Source organism: Pseudorhodoferax sp. Leaf265, from assembly GCF_001422365.1.
Classification (GTDB): Bacteria; Pseudomonadota; Gammaproteobacteria; order Burkholderiales; family Burkholderiaceae_C; genus Pseudorhodoferax.
Genome location: NZ_LMMT01000002.1, coordinates 193,218 through 207,045, shown reverse-complemented (window position 1 = coordinate 207,045; position 13,828 = coordinate 193,218). Strand labels below are relative to the sequence as shown.

At 71.3% G+C, this 13,828-nt stretch carries 14 protein-coding genes; 5 read left to right on the top strand and 9 right to left on the bottom strand.

Features of this window, described 5'->3' with window-relative positions; translation table 11 throughout:
• The first annotated feature begins 217 nt into the window (after nucleotides 1–217).
• Nucleotides 218–2,986, top strand: a complete 2,769-nt coding sequence (locus tag ASF45_RS05155) for an autotransporter outer membrane beta-barrel domain-containing protein (RefSeq protein WP_056657975.1) — start codon at nucleotides 218–220, stop codon at nucleotides 2,984–2,986.
• A 114-nt stretch (nucleotides 2,987–3,100) separates the two neighbouring features.
• On the opposite strand, the gene ASF45_RS05150 is transcribed toward ASF45_RS05155, so the two are convergent.
• A complete protein-coding gene (locus ASF45_RS05150) occupies nucleotides 3,101–3,538 on the bottom strand; it encodes a YciI family protein (RefSeq protein WP_056657972.1) in 438 nt (145 codons plus the stop codon).
• Between the two features lie 158 nt (nucleotides 3,539–3,696).
• Between ASF45_RS05150 and ASF45_RS05145 the strand changes: the two genes are divergently transcribed.
• A complete protein-coding gene (locus ASF45_RS05145; RefSeq protein ID WP_056657970.1) occupies nucleotides 3,697–4,443 on the top strand; it encodes a hypothetical protein in 747 nt (248 codons plus the stop codon).
• Nucleotides 4,444–4,486: 43 nt separating this feature from the next.
• Here the strand turns inward: ASF45_RS05145 and ASF45_RS05140 are convergent, their stop codons facing one another.
• The 7 genes from ASF45_RS05140 to ASF45_RS05110 all read right to left on the bottom strand — a co-directional run bounded on the left by ASF45_RS05140 (nucleotide 4,487) and on the right by ASF45_RS05110 (nucleotide 9,689).
• The gene (locus ASF45_RS05140) at nucleotides 4,487–5,158 is read right to left on the bottom strand and encodes a DUF799 domain-containing protein (RefSeq protein WP_056657967.1); all 672 of its coding nucleotides are present in this window, start codon (nucleotides 5,156–5,158) and stop codon (nucleotides 4,487–4,489) included.
• Nucleotides 5,155–5,550: a DUF4810 domain-containing protein gene (locus ASF45_RS05135; protein WP_063887580.1), complete on the bottom strand. Its 396-nt coding sequence runs from the start codon at nucleotides 5,548–5,550 to the stop codon at nucleotides 5,155–5,157. Before ASF45_RS05135 ends, ASF45_RS05140 begins: the two co-directional genes overlap by 4 nt.
• Nucleotides 5,547–6,221, bottom strand: a complete 675-nt coding sequence (locus ASF45_RS05130; RefSeq protein ID WP_056657964.1) for a CsgG/HfaB family protein — start codon at nucleotides 6,219–6,221, stop codon at nucleotides 5,547–5,549. The genes ASF45_RS05135 and ASF45_RS05130 overlap by 4 nt, the downstream gene beginning before the upstream one ends.
• Before the next feature lie 134 nt (nucleotides 6,222–6,355).
• Nucleotides 6,356–6,979: a hypothetical protein gene (locus ASF45_RS05125; RefSeq protein WP_056657961.1), complete on the bottom strand. Its 624-nt coding sequence runs from the start codon at nucleotides 6,977–6,979 to the stop codon at nucleotides 6,356–6,358.
• Nucleotides 6,976–7,929, bottom strand: a complete 954-nt coding sequence (locus tag ASF45_RS05120) for an MlaD family protein (RefSeq protein ID WP_056657959.1) — start codon at nucleotides 7,927–7,929, stop codon at nucleotides 6,976–6,978. Before ASF45_RS05120 ends, ASF45_RS05125 begins: the two co-directional genes overlap by 4 nt.
• A 2-nt stretch (nucleotides 7,930–7,931) precedes the next feature.
• Nucleotides 7,932–8,732 (bottom strand): ABC transporter permease, encoded by an 801-nt coding sequence (locus ASF45_RS05115; RefSeq protein WP_082550813.1) that lies wholly within the window; start codon nucleotides 8,730–8,732, stop codon nucleotides 7,932–7,934.
• A gap of 72 nt (nucleotides 8,733–8,804) precedes the next feature.
• Entirely contained in the window at nucleotides 8,805–9,689 is an 885-nt protein-coding gene (locus ASF45_RS05110; protein ID WP_056657956.1) for a LysR substrate-binding domain-containing protein, read from the bottom strand.
• Nucleotides 9,690–9,763: 74 nt separating this feature from the next.
• Here ASF45_RS05110 and ASF45_RS05105 point away from each other — a divergent pair, with 74 nt between their 5' ends.
• From ASF45_RS05105 to ASF45_RS05095, 3 genes are all read left to right on the top strand, one after another.
• Nucleotides 9,764–10,387: a pyridoxamine 5'-phosphate oxidase family protein gene (locus ASF45_RS05105; RefSeq protein WP_056658129.1), complete on the top strand. Its 624-nt coding sequence runs from the start codon at nucleotides 9,764–9,766 to the stop codon at nucleotides 10,385–10,387.
• 31 nt (nucleotides 10,388–10,418) lie between these two features.
• Nucleotides 10,419–11,000 (top strand): YigZ family protein, encoded by a 582-nt coding sequence (locus tag ASF45_RS05100; RefSeq protein WP_056657952.1) that lies wholly within the window; start codon nucleotides 10,419–10,421, stop codon nucleotides 10,998–11,000.
• A 65-nt stretch (nucleotides 11,001–11,065) separates the two neighbouring features.
• Nucleotides 11,066–11,683, top strand: coding sequence for a Crp/Fnr family transcriptional regulator (locus ASF45_RS05095; RefSeq protein ID WP_235580809.1), 618 nt, complete (start codon nucleotides 11,066–11,068; stop codon nucleotides 11,681–11,683).
• On the opposite strand, the gene ASF45_RS05090 is transcribed toward ASF45_RS05095, so the two are convergent.
• Entirely contained in the window at nucleotides 11,684–13,825 is a 2,142-nt protein-coding gene (locus ASF45_RS05090) for a TonB-dependent siderophore receptor (protein ID WP_056657946.1), read from the bottom strand.
• Between the last annotated feature and the right edge of the window lie 3 nt (nucleotides 13,826–13,828).

Below are 13,828 nucleotides of genomic sequence, written 5' to 3'. Positions count from 1 at the left end.
GGCACGAAGGATGGCTGTCCCGCTTGCTTGGCCATCGACTCTTCGATGCGCCGCCCTGCGCCGTGCAGGTATGGCAGACTTTGCACAGCCGTGCGGTGCGAGGCCGGCCGCTTCAACGTATTCCAGTCTCTCACTCTTCAAGGGCGGGCGTATGAACCAGAGGTTCGGATGGGTTTGGAACGTGGTCCGTCGGGCACACCGGCCTGGCCTGCACACGGTGGGCCTCGTCGTGGCGACGTGCGGCGTGCCCCTGGCCCATTCGGGCGACTACACCGTGGCCACCCCCGTGGAACTGGGAATGGCGATCAACGCAGCGAATTCCGACGGCACTGCCAACACGTACATCACGCTGTCGAACAACATCACGGTGTCCGTCGGCGGGGTGTTCGACGCCTCCACCAATCCGGTCTCGCTGCTCCTGGACACCGCCGGATTCACCCTGCGCTTCCAGGGAGCGCAGGCCTCGGTCACCGGCACGGGAAGTTATACCTACATCGACTTCTTTGGCGTGCCAGGATCTTCGGGCCTGGCAGTGGCCGATGGCGCCATGCTGCAGACCGTTGGCGACATGTTCCTTTCCTCGGGAGGGTTCGACATCCGCGGCAACGGCAGTGCGCTCGTGGTCGCCAAGGACTTGGTGCTGGGCCGGGGCGACGATGTCACGCTCTCGCTCTCCAATGGCGCCAAACTCTCCACCGGCCGCTCCTACGTGGGGGAGATCCCGGGCTCCACAGCCGCGACCACCATCACCGCCACCGTGGACGGAGCGGGCACGGAGTGGAATGCCGGCAGCTTCCTTGCCATCGGCGGCGCCAGTGACAGTGTGGCCGTGACCGTGTCCAACGGGGGCAGCATCCGGCTCTCCAGCCCGGGTGCGGTCGGCGCCATCGGCCGTGGGGGAAACGGCTCGCTGCTGGTGACCGGCGCGGGCTCCCGCCTGCTGCTCGATGCGGGCAGGTTGGACGTCGGGACCAAATTCGAAACGACGTCAGGGGCAGGGACCCTCACCATCCGCGACGGCGGTCTGGTCGCGGCACCTTCGGTGCAGATGGCGGTGGCCGACGGCGCGACGACGGGCACCCTCGTCGTCGACACCGGAGGCATCCTCGAGACGGCGGCGCTGTCCAGGCGGGTGGGCACGGCATCCGTGAGCTTCGACAACGGCACCCTGCGCGCGAGCGCGGCCAGCACCACCCTCGCGCCGTTGATCTCCGGGTTCATGCCCGGCAGCTTCCAACTGGCGACCGGCGGCATGCGCCTGGATTCCAATGGCTTCGATGTCACGGTGGCCAGCGTGCTGTCGGGCCCCGGTGGCCTGGCCAAGGAGGGTGCCGGTACGCTCACGCTGTCCGACAACAATGTCCATGGAGGCACCACCACCGTTGGCCAAGGCCGGCTGCTGGCGGGAGTGACCAACGCCTTCAGTCCCAACTCCGCGCATGTGGTGGCTCCCGGCGCCGTGCTCGATACGGCGGGCCTGAACCAGGTGGTGGCGGGCCTGGACAACCGTGGCACGGTGTCCCTGTTCGGCAACGCCCTGGGCAGCACGCTGCGCACCACCGGCAACTATGTCGGCCGCGACGGGGTCCTGCGCATCGGCACCGTGCTCGGGGGCAGTGGCAGCATCAGCGACCGGTTGGTGATCGACGGTGCTGGCGTCACTGCGAGCGGAACCACCACAGTGCAGGTCAACGTGCTCGGCGGGTTGGGCGCGTTGACCGTGGGCGACGGCATCGAAGTCGTCAGCGCGATCAATGGCGCGACCACCACGGCCCAGACCACCCGGGACGCGTTCAACCTGGCCGGCGGCCGCATCAATGGCGGAGCCTACGAATACCGGTTGTACGCGGCGGATGCCACGGGCGCGGGCGAGAACTGGTACCTGCGATCCACGGTGCTGGTCCCCGAGGTCGCACCGACACCCGTTCCCCCGCCCCCTCCTGCACCTCCTGCACCTCCGGCCCCTCCCGCACCTCCGGCCCCTCCGGCACCAGCACCGGTGGTCGTCCCCACCTACCGTGTCGAGGTCCCCCTGTTCTCGGCGCTGCCGGAGCAGTTCCGCGAAGCCGGCCTGGTCATGCTGGGCAACTTGCACCAGCGCGTGGGAGACGATGGCATCCGCATGGATGGCGGAAACGGTACCGGTATCCGCCAGCGCCAGGCCTGGGCGCGGTTCATCAACGCGGACCGCAGCATCCGCCAGGGCGGCAGCGCAGCCCCCCACAGCGAAGGCCGCCTGAAGGGTTTCCAGACCGGCACCGACCTGTGGGTCGACACCCACTGGCGTGCCGGCCTCTACGTGGGCATGCTCGAGAGCAACATGCGTGTCTACGGATTGGCCTCAGGCATTGCCGATACGGCCGTGGGCAGCAGCGATCTGCGCAGCCAGAACCTCGGCATCTACGGCACGTACATGGGCGACAACGGCTTCTACGCCGATGCCGTGTTGCAGGCAGGGCGCCTTCGGTATGACCTGCGTCCCGACGCCGCAGCCGCTGTCAACGACAACAAGGGCCACAGCCGGCTGGCCTCCATCGAAGTGGGGCAGTCGTGGCAGCTCACACCGCACTGGCGGGTGGAGCCTCAACTGCAGCTCGTCTACCAGCGCCAGAAGCTGCAGGACACGCAGATCGCCGCCGCGCTGGTTCAGCAGGACAGCCACAGTGGCTGGATGCTGCGCGCGGGTGTGCGTGTGAAGGGCGAGATCCACACCGCTGCCGGCGATGTCGTACAGCCCTATGCGCGGTTCAACCTCTACCGCAGAAGCAGCGGCACCGACATCACGCGCTTCATCGGCCCGGGAGGCTCTGCGGACATCGCCACCAGAACCGGTGGCACGAGCAGCGAACTGGCCGCCGGTGCGACATGGAAATTGGGCCCCAGCGTGAACCTCTATGGTGAACTCGGCAAGCTTTGGGCCGCGGGTGGCGGAGCGCGCACGCGCAGCGGCGTCAACGGCAGCCTGGGCCTCCAGGTCCTTTGGTAAGGGCGCCGACGTGCCGCAGGCGCGTCGGCGATCAGCGAGCTGTCCTGGTCGCTGGGGTGCGCCTTCGTGGGGCTGTTCGGGCGACGGCGCGTGGCCGCAACGAAGGGGCGCTACCTAGGCCCCGGACTTCTGCTGCGCAGCCACCTGCTCGCGCAGCCGCTCCTCCTGCGCGCGCAGCTCGGGCGTCAGCGCCTCGCCGAAATCCTCGGCATCGAACACCTGCCGAATCTCGAGTTCGGAGTCCCCCGGCATGGGGTTCGGGCAGCGCTTGGCCCACGCGATGGCCTCCTGCAGCGACGCGCACTTCCAGAGCCAGAAGCCGGCGACCAACTCCTTGGTCTCGGCGAACGGCCCGTCGACCACGGTGCGTGCCGGGCCCGAGAAGCGCACGCGCGCACCGCGCGAACTCGGGTGCAGGCCCTCGCCGGCCTGCATCACGCCGGCCTGCACGAGTTCCTCGTTGTACCGGCCCATCGCGGCCAGCATGTCCGCACTGGGCATCGCGCCCGCTTCGCTGTCGGCCGTGGCCTTGACGATGACCATGAATCGCATGTCGATCTCCTCTTGGGGGTTGAACACAGTCGCTTGTAGCTGCACGACGCACCAGGGCGCATGGTTTCGACAGGGGCCGGAACCAGCCGGCGAACTGGCTGGCTTTTCCGGCCCATTTCCGGCACTGCCGGCGCCTTCGCCTGACTATCCTTGCCGCCATGCGCACTGGCAACATCTCCGTCGACAGCGTGCTCGCGCAGGCCCAGGCCAAGCTGGCCAGCAGCACGCAGCAGACCCCATCGAAGGCCCCATCCGCCGACACCGAGGCGCTCGGGAAGATCTCGCCGGTGCTGGCGCAGGTGCAGGAACGCATCGCCGCGCAGGCGCAGACCGTCACGGCCTCGCTCTCGGCGCTGGGCAGCTTCAAGTCCGGCCTGGCCGACCTGGGCACGGCGGCCAAGGGGCTCACCGCGCTTTCGGCATCCAGCACGCCCGAGGCGATCCAGTCGGCAATGACCAAGCTGGTCACCGCCTACAACGCCACCCGCAAGGCTGGCGCGGCCGTGGGCAGCGACGCGGGCGTCGGCCGCACCGAGCGGGCCCTGGACAAGGCCATCGACGCACTCGACACGCCGCGCGGCAACCTGGCCAGGCTGGGCATCGGCCGCCAGGAAGACGGAGCGCTGGTGCTGGACAGCAGCGCGCTGGGCAAGGCCGTGGCCGGCGGCGCGGCCGGCGTTGCCGGTGCCTTGTCCACGCTGGGCGACAGCCTCGCCGGCGCCAGCACCCAGGCGCTGGCCGACGACGGCCGCCTGAGCGACTACCTGGCCCGCCTGGACAAGCGCTCGCAGGCGCTGAAGGACCAGCAGGCCGCCGTGCTGAGCACGGCGAACAAGCTCTCCGCCATCGGCAGCGCCAGCAGCAGCCTGAGCGCCATGGCGCTGGCGGCCTACCGCAACAGCTGATCCTTGCCTGGCGCGCGTCGGCGGCCGGTCCGGGGCTGCGTGCTCAGCGCCGGTTGCCGGGCACCTGCCCGTACAGCGGCGAGCGCGGGCCCGGCAGCACGCCATCCAGCCGCGGCGCGCCGAGCAGGCGCTGGCTGGCGATGCCGGCGTAGTTGTAGGCCGCATCGGTGCTGGTGTTGACGATCTGGTGCACGATGGCGGTGACCAGCATGCCGATGATCCCGCCCTGCGACTGCTGCCCCTCGGCCGACGAGGCCGTGGCCTTGCCCGCCCACAGCTGCGTGCCGGTGCGCAGGTCGACGATGCGGGCCTCGGCCGTCACGCGCGTGTCGCTGGCCAGCAGCTGGTAGCTCGTGCCGTACTGCGTGATCTTGAGGTAAACCGCAGCGTCGGCACCGAAGAATTCGCGCAGCTTGGCCGGTGCAATGGCCTGCGCGTCCTGCGGGGTCTGCACGCCATTTTGGTGGAAGGTCTCGTCGACCAGCGCCACCGGCAGCACGTAGTAGCCGGCCTCGGCCAGCGGCAGCGTGGTGTGCGACCACAGGCCTGCCGTGGCATTGACCTCGGGCGAGTCGTTGAGCGGCGGCAGCACCAAGAGCGTCGCCGGCTTGGCCTGCTGGAAGGCGCTGTAGTCGTAGGGCGCGCGCTGCGTGGCGCAGCCGCTCAGCAGCAGCGCGCCGGCAACGGCGGCCAGGCTTGCAAGGCGGAGTTTCATGACGGGTTCGCGGGTGCGGGCTGGGCGGCGGTGCCGCCATCCAGCCGCTTGAGTAGCTGGTCCATGTAGGGCGCGGATTCGGGAAAGGCCAGTTTCTCCGCCTGCCAACTCGCACGGGCCTGCTCGGCTGCACCCGTGGCCAGCTGCAGCATCCCCAGGTGCGCGCGGAAGCCTGGCGGCAGCGCGGCGCCCGCGGCGCGCGCCTTCTCCGCATGGGCCTGCATGGCCTGGATCTGCGCGTTCGGGTCGGCGCCCGAGCGCTGCAGCACCTCGTACTGCTGGCGCGGGAAGCCTTCCCAGGAGTACAGCGGCTTGTTCGGCGCCGCGCAGGCCGACAGCAGCAGCGCACCGGCCAGCGGCAGCGCGCGCCAGGGCAAGGACGTGCGGCTCACTTGCGCTCCTGGCCCCAGCGGCCGGCGTCGCGGCCCGCGACCAGCGCATCGACGGCCTCGCGCATGGCCAGGTCCAGCACCTTGCCGTTCAGCGTGGCGTCGTAGCCCGCGGTGCCGCCGAAGCCCAGCACCTCGCGGTTGGACAGCGCGTACTCGCCGGCGCCGCCGGCCGAGAACACCACCTCGGAGGTCAGCGTGTTGACCACGTTGAGCGTGACCTTGGCATAGGCCACCTGCTCCTTGCCGCGGCCCAGGATGCCGAACAGCTGGCGGTCGCCCACGTCCTTGCGGCCGAACTCGGTGATGTCGCCCGTCACCACGTAGGAGGCGCCGCGCAGCTGCTGCGCCTGGCCCTGCAGCTTGGCCTCCTGCGCGGCCTCGGCCATGTTGTCGCGGTCCAGCACCGAGAAGCGCTGCGACTGCTGCAGGTGCGCGACCAGCACGGTCTTGGCCTGGCTGCCCAGCCGGTCCACGCCGTCGGAGAACACACCGCGCATGAAGCTGGAGCGGTTGTCGAACTTGCCCACCGCGATCGGCAGGCGCGGGCCGCCATAGGGCGTGGCAGCCGCCGCCACCTGCGCCACCTGCACGGTGCGCGAACTTTCGGTGGCGCAGCCCACCAGGGCCAGCGTGGCCACAGCAGCCATCGAGACGGCCAGACGTCGTTGCATGGAAAAACTCCGGTTCGAGAAAACAAACCCGACCCACAGGAGGCCGGGGAAAGAAATTGTAGACAGGCGAACTTCCCCGAAGGCGTGAATGCAATGCACAGCCAGACAAGCGGCACCGCAAGGCCGCTGGACGCTCAGTTCACCAACTGGATGCGACGCCGGATGTGTTGCGCCGCGTCGACATCGCCTGCCGACTCGGCCCCGCGCAACTGCGCGCCGAGCCAGGCCAGCAGCGGCCGGCGCCAGCCCTGGCCGGAGGCCGTCTGCACGGCCGCCGCGACGTCGGCCGGGGCTGCCCGCCCTTGGCGCAGCAGCACCGCCGTGCCGACCAGCCGCGCCAATGGGTCCTGCGGCTCGGCTCGCGGCGAACCGCCCACGGCCACCGCGCGGTGCTGTGCCGGCAGCAAGTCGACCTGCGCTGGAAGCACCGTGCCGTACAGGAAGGCCGCGTAGGCCTGCTCTGCTGGCGCCGCGTCCACAGCCAGCGCCGCATAGGCCGGACAGCCGTCCAGATCCAGGCTGGCCACGCGCGCGGCGCACAGCACCAGTTCGGCCCGGGCCAGCAAGGCCGGCTGGCCGGTGCGCGCGATCTCGCTGCGCGCCCGCGCCATCTCGGCCTCGGCCACGCGGTTCTCGCCGTTCAAGGTGGCGGCCACCGCCGCCTGCAGCGCGCCATGGGCGTTGCCTTGCCAATCGGGCACGGGCGGGCGCGATGCGCAGCCCACCAGCAGCAGCACGGCCAGCAGCGCGGCCCTCATGGCAGCTTGATCTCCGTGTCGCGCGCGAACGGCCATTTGCGGTTGACCTCGCCCAACAGCGCATCGACCCGGCGCAGGCTGCGCTCGACCTCGGCGCGCAGCGGCGCCAGATCGGCCGTGGCCACGCGCGCATTGGCGCCGACGGCCTGCGCCTCGACCAGCACCGCGTCGAGCTTGGTCAGGCTCGCGCGCGCATCGGCCAGCAGGGCGTTGACCTGGCGCAGCGTGGCCTGCGCATCGTCGGCCATGCCCTTCGCGCCGAACAGGCGCCGGTCGGCGTTGCCCACCAGCTGGTCGGTGCGGCCCAGCAGCGCATTGGCGCGGTCCAGCGCCGCGACCAGCTTCTTCGCGTTGTCCTCGCCGCCCAGCGCGGCGCCCAGCACGCCGTAGCGGCCGTTGAGGCCCTCGCTCAGCTGGCGCAGGTTGGCCAGGCTGGTGTCGACATGGCCGCCTTCCTGCGTCAGGCGCTCCAAGTTGCCCACCAGTGCCTGCATGGTCGCCACCAGGCGCGGGATCTCGGCGCTCACGTCGCCGCGCAACACCGGACGCTCCGCCCCCGGCGGCAGCGGCGGATCGGTCAACACGCCGGTGAACGCCCGCAGCCGCGCCTCGCCGACCAGGCCGCGCTCCAGCGTGTAGATGCTGGTGCTGCGCAGCCAGCCCACGTCCTTGGTCGCCACGGCCACCACGATGCGCACCTTGGCGTCGTCGGCCAGCTCGATGCGGCGCACGCGGCCCACCGGGAAGCCGGCGAAGGTCAGGTCCATGCCCACGCTCACGCCTTCGGAGTCGTCGGCCAGGAGGCGCAGCTCCTGCGTCTCCTCGAACACGCCACGCGCATAGAGCAGGTAGGCCACGGCGCCGCACAGCAGCACCAGCACCAGGGCCAGCAGCACGCCGGCCTTGAAGCCCACGTTGCGCGGCGGCGCAGCGTCCTGCAGTTCGTCCATGTTCACAGGAACTTCAGCGCGAGCGACGCCGCCTGCAACAGCACCAGCACCGCCAGCACGCGCCGCGTGCCGCTGCGCACCGCGAAGCCGCCGGCACGGCGCTGCGCAGGGAGCTCCTGCAACGCGCTGGCCAACGGCACCACGGCCACCGTGAGCGCGAACAGCGCGGTCTTGAGTCCCAGGGCCAGGCCCACGGCCGGGTCGAACACACGGCCCACCATGCGCGTGTAGGCCTCGAAGCCCCAGGGCGAGATGCCATAGACCACGGTGTAGGCCAGCACCAGCGCCAGCACGCCGCTGGCGATCGCCAGGGCCAGCACGGCGAAGCCCAGCGCCAGCACGCGTGGCACCAGTTCGAGCCGCCAGCGCGGTGCCGCGATGGATTGCGGCGCCAGGCCGCCGGCCGCATCGGGCGCGGGCAGGAGGTCGCCGGCCAGCGCCACGCGCAGCAGCACGAACAGCGCCGCGCCCAGCGGCACGAATTCGAGCACCAGCACGCGCACCACCATCTCCAGCGCGAACTGCGACAGCCCGTAGCTCTGCGCCGTGACCACCAGCGTGCGGATCAGCGCCAGGCTGATCAGCGCGCTCAGCAGCGCGAACCAGGGCAGGGCTAGCCAGGTCGTCGCGTGCAGCAACCGCGCGGTGGCGTCGCGGCTGCGCGCGTCGTGGCTGGACGGCGACAGCGCGTAGACCGCCGCGACCGCGCCGAACAGCAGCACCGCCCACCATTGCGCCAGCAGGCGGCGCACGCGCCCGCCCGATGGCATCGGCACGGGCGAAAACGGGAGGCTGGCGGGCATCGGACGATGATAGCGAGCGGGCATGCCCCGCCTGGGCGGCGCCCGTACGCAGCCTGGGGATGCCACGCCGCGCTACGCGCCCGCCCCGTCTTGCAGCCATGCCAGGAAGGCCTGTGCGGCCGGCCCGGCATCGGGCGCCTGGCCGATGTAGTAGCGCTCCAGCGGCAAGCACAGTGCCGGCAGCGGCGCCTGCAACCGGCCGCTGGCCAGGTCCTGCACCACGGTGCTGGCCGGCGCCAGTGCCAGGCCCAGGCCATCCAGCGCGGCCTGCAGCACGAAGTGCAGGTGGTCGAAGTGCAGCCATCCGGCCGGCCGCAGCCGCGCCAGGCCGGCCAGGCGGCGCCAGCGTGCCCAGTCCTCGCCACGCGAATGCGAGGCCAGCAGCACATGGGCCGCCAATGCCTGCGGCGTGGCCACGGGGTGCGCACGCAGCAAGGCCGGCGCGCCGACGACCAGGGCCCCGTCTTCGAGGAAGGGCTGCAGCCGCAGGCCCGGCGGCCAGCCATCCAGGCCGCGCCGGATCGCCAGGTCGAACGGCTCGGCCCCGACCGCGCCCGGCGTCTGCGTGCTCGTGACGACCTGGGGCACGATGTCCGGGTGCAGTGCCACAAAGCCGGGCAGCCGCGGGATCAGCCAGCGCACTGCGAACGAGGGCCGCACGTTCACGCGCACGGACTGCACCGGCGCCGGCCCGCGCGTGGCCTGCGCGGCCAGCGCGATCTGCGCCAGCGCGGGCTCGACCTCGGCATGGAAGCGCTGGCCGGCCGGCGTCAGCAGCAGTTGGCGGATGCGGCGCTCGAACAGCGGCGTGCCCAGAAAATCCTCCAGCGTGCGCACCTGCCGGCTCACGGCGCCGTGCGTGACGTGCAGCTCGGCCGCCGCGCGCGTGAAGCTCAGGTGCCGCGCCGCCACAGCGAACACGCGCACGGCGTTGAGCGGCGGCATGCGGGAGGTCATGCGTGACATCTTCTCACGCATGAACGGCCGCAATCTCGTTTGCCGACGCGCACGTGGCCAGCCACCATGGCGCCATGGACACCCACCCCGACCACCTGACCACGCCAGCCCAGCTCGACGCCCTGCTCGGCCCACCCGCCCCGGCCGCCCAACACAAGGAGATCGACCATGTGCACCCGCTGTACCGCCGCTGGATCGAGGCCGCGCCGTTCGCGGTGCTGGCCACCAGCGGGCCCGGCGGGCTGGACGCCTCGCCGCGCGGCGACCCGCCCGGTTTCGCCGTAGTGCAGGACGCCAAGACCGTGCTGCTGCCCGAGCGCCGCGGCAACCAGCGCGCCGACAGCCTGCGCAACATCCTGGCCGACCCGCGCGTGGCCCTGCTGTTCCTGGTGCCTGGCCTGGGCGAGACCTTGCGCGTGAACGGCAGCGCGCGCATACGCACGGCGCCGCAGCTGCTGGCGCGCTTCGCGGTGCAGGGCAAACCGCCGTTCTGCGTGCTGGAGATTGCGGTGCAGTCGGTCTACTTCCAGTGCGCCCGCGCGATCCAGCGCAGCGGACTGTGGCGGCCGGCACCGCCCCGCACACAACTGGACCTGCCCACGCCCGGAGCGATCCTGTCGGCGCTCACGCAGGGCGGTTTCGACGGCGCGACCTACGACCGCGAACTGCCGGCCCGCCAGCGCGCCACGCTGTACTGAGACCGGACGGCCGGCTGGGTAAGCTCGGCCCATGCCGCAGTCGATCGCCCGTCCCGTCCAGCACGAACTCGTCATCAAGAAGAGCCGCTTCCTCGGGCAGGTGCAGCCCGTGGCCGACCGCGCCGAGGCGTTGCGCGTGGTGGCCGGCCTGCGCGCCGAACACCCTGGGGCGGCCCATGTCTGCTGGGCGCTGCTGGCCGGCGGCGACTCGGCCGCGGTGGACGACGGCGAGCCCGGCGGCACGGCCGGCCGGCCCATGCTGCACGTGCTGCGCCAGCAGGATCTGGACGGCGTGCTGGCCACGGTGGTGCGCTACTTCGGCGGTGTGAAGCTGGGCGCCGGCGGCCTCGTGCGTGCCTACACCGACGCCGTGGCCCAGCCCCTGCTGCTGGCCGACAAGGTGGCGCTGGTGCGCTGGCAGCCGCTGGCCTGCGTGCTGCCCTATGCGTTGGAGGGCGGCGTGCGCCGGGCGCTCGAGGCGGCCGGTGCGCGCGGCCTGGCGGTGGAGCACGGCCCCCTGGTGCAGATGCGCTTCGAGGTCGCGGCCGACGCCCAGGCCGCGCTGCGCGAGCGGCTGGACCAGCTGGGCCAGGGCCGCATCGGCTGGCCCTGACTGCGCAGTTCTTGCGCTAACGCAAAACCCGCGGCACCGCGCTGGTCCACAGTGCCGCCATGCCCATGTCCGCCGCCCTCCTGCTCGATGCATCGCCGCGCCATGCCTTGCCCGGCGAACTGCTGGCCGCGCGCTTCGCCACGCCGCAGACCGCGCTGTACCTGCAGAGCGGCCTGGTGGTCGCCGGCCTGCTGCAGCGCGGCCACCTGCGCCACCGGCTCGCGGAGTTCGAGGCGCCGTGCTGGCTGGACGCCGCCTCCGCGCTGCTGGACCAGCCCTCGCCCTGCGACTGGGTGGCCGAAACGCCGGTGGACCTGCGCACGCTGCCGGCCGCCACGCTGCGCCGCTGGCATGCAGGCCTGCCCGAGGCCGCAGCCCGCATGCTGCTCGACCTGGCCCGGGCCCAGCGCCGCCAGACCGAGGCCACCCTGGCCCTGCTGGCGCAGGACGCCGAGGCGCGCTGCGCCCAGTGGCTGCTGCAGCATGCCCGGCAGGCGGACGATGGCCGCGTGGGCATCGCGCTGCAGCAGCGCAAGCGCGCCATCGCCGCCCAGCTGGGCATGGCGCCGGAGACCTTCTCGCGCGTGCTGCGCCAGCTGCGCGAGCGCGGCCTGGTGCAGCAGAGCGGCGCGCAGCTGCTGCTGCCGGACCCGCAAGGGCTGCAGCAGCTCGCCGCAGCCTGATCAGAAGCGGTAGGTCGCGCTGGCCACCACGTTGCGCCGCGCACCCCACCAGCAGTCGCCGCGCGACAGGCAGGTGCTCACATAGGTCTTGTCGGTGGCGTTGTTGACGTTGAGTGCGAAGCGCCAGGTGTCGGTGTCGTAGGCGAACACCAGGTCCAGCAGGGTGACCGAGGGCACGCGCGGGCCGGAGGTGCCATCCTGTCTGTCGATGAAGTCGCCCATGTAGCGCAGGCCTGCGCCGACAGAGAAACCCCTCAGCCCTGCGATCGCGAAGCGCTGCTTGCCCCAGACCGCCGCCTGGTGGCGCGGCATGCCGGGGAGCTTGCGGTCGGCATCGATGTAGTTGTAGTGCGCGATGACGTCCGTGTCCCTGGCCATGGTGGTCTTCATCTCCAGCTCCACGCCCTTGTTGCGCGTCTCGTCGAGCTGCCGGCCGAACCGCAGCAGGTCGGCCGGATCCCAGACCGTGCGGTTCTTCTCCTTGAGCCGGTAGACCGACGCGGTGAAGGCCAGGGGCACGCCATCGGGCAGATACTTCACGCCCGCCTCGACCTGCTCGCCGCGCAGCGGCTTGAACAGACCGCCGCCGACCAAGCGCCCCGCCTGCGGCGTGAACGACTCGGTGTAGCTCAGGTAGGGCGACCAGCCTGCCGGCAGCGCGTACATGAGGCCCAGGCGCTTGGTCGTGGCGGTCGTGGTCTCGCTGTCCTTGCCATCGGTGCTGGCAGTGGCGCGGTCGTGCCGCAGGCCGGCGACGAAGATCCAGCGGTCCAGCTTCATCTGGTCCTGCAGGTAGATGCCGATGTTGCGCTGCGTGGTGCCGGGCTGGCCCACGAGGTTGCCGCGATCCGGCACATCCACGCCGTAGACCGGCGCGTAGGCATCGATCACGCTGGCCTGGGAAGTCCCCTGGCGCTTGTGCTCGCGCTGGCGCGAATAGTCCAGGCCGGTCAGCAGGGTGTGCTGCACCGCGCCGGTCTGCAGCCGGCCTTCAGCGTGCGTGTCCACACCGGTCATGCGGGTGCGCGTGATGGTGCGGCTGTAGCGGCGCTCGATGAGCCGCTGATTGACCGGATCGACGCTCCAGCCACCCGCGGGTACGTCGGCGTTGTTGCCGAAGAAGTTGGCGTAGAAGTAGTCCGAGTCGTTCTCGTTGCGCGCCGTGCGCAGGTTCTGGCGCAGCGTCCACTGGTCGTTGAAGCGGTGCTCGAACTGCCAGCCGAAGGACTGGCGGTCGCTGTCGTAGCCGTCGCCCGGCTCGCCGATGAAGCGGTTGGTCGGCAGCTGGCCGTTCGGGTTGGACAGCAGCGTGCCGGCCCAGGGGAAGAACTGCGAGGTGCTGCCCGTCTTGTCCTTCTGCCAGAAGCCCTGCAGGATCAGCGAGGTGGCGCCGTCGGGCCGCCAGGCCAGCGAAGGCGCGATCAGCGTGCGGTCGTCGGGCACGTGGTCGACCTGGGTGTCGGCCTTGCGGTGCAGCGCGACCAGCCGGTAGGACCATTGCGCCGACAGCGGCCCCGTCAGGTCGGCCTGCACCTGCTTGCGGCCCCAGCTGCCGAACTGCACGCCCACTTCGCGCTGCGCCTCCTGCAGCGGCCGCTTGCTGACCATGTTGACGACACCGGCCGCCGTGCCGGCGCCGAACAGCATGCCGGCCGGGCCGCGCAGCACCTCGATGCGCTCCATCGTGTAAGGGTCGGGCCGCGTGGTGCTGGTGTACCAACCGGCCGAGTTCTGCTGCAGCCCGTCCAGGTAGACGCTGGGCTCGGTGCCGCGGATCATCACCGAGTCGGCGCGCGAGTCCAGGCCATAGCCATCGGAGCGCACGCCGGCCGCGTAGCTCAGCGCGTCCTGCAGGTTGGTGGCGCCCTGGTCCACCAGTTGGTCGCGCGTGACCACGGTGACGGACTGCGGCGTCTCGGCCAGCGGGGTGTCGGTCTTGGTCGCGGTCAGGGCGCGCCTGGCGCGGTAGCCGACGACGGGCGAGGTGGCGGTCTCGCGCTCGGCGTTCGCGTTCACACGGATCTCGCCGAGCGTGCCGGCTGTGGGTTCGGATTGCTGCGCGAAGGCTGGCAGGACATGGACGAAGGCCAGCACGGCCAACGTGGCCGCGCGGTGCGCGAAAGGAGCTTGTGCGATGGACATGGT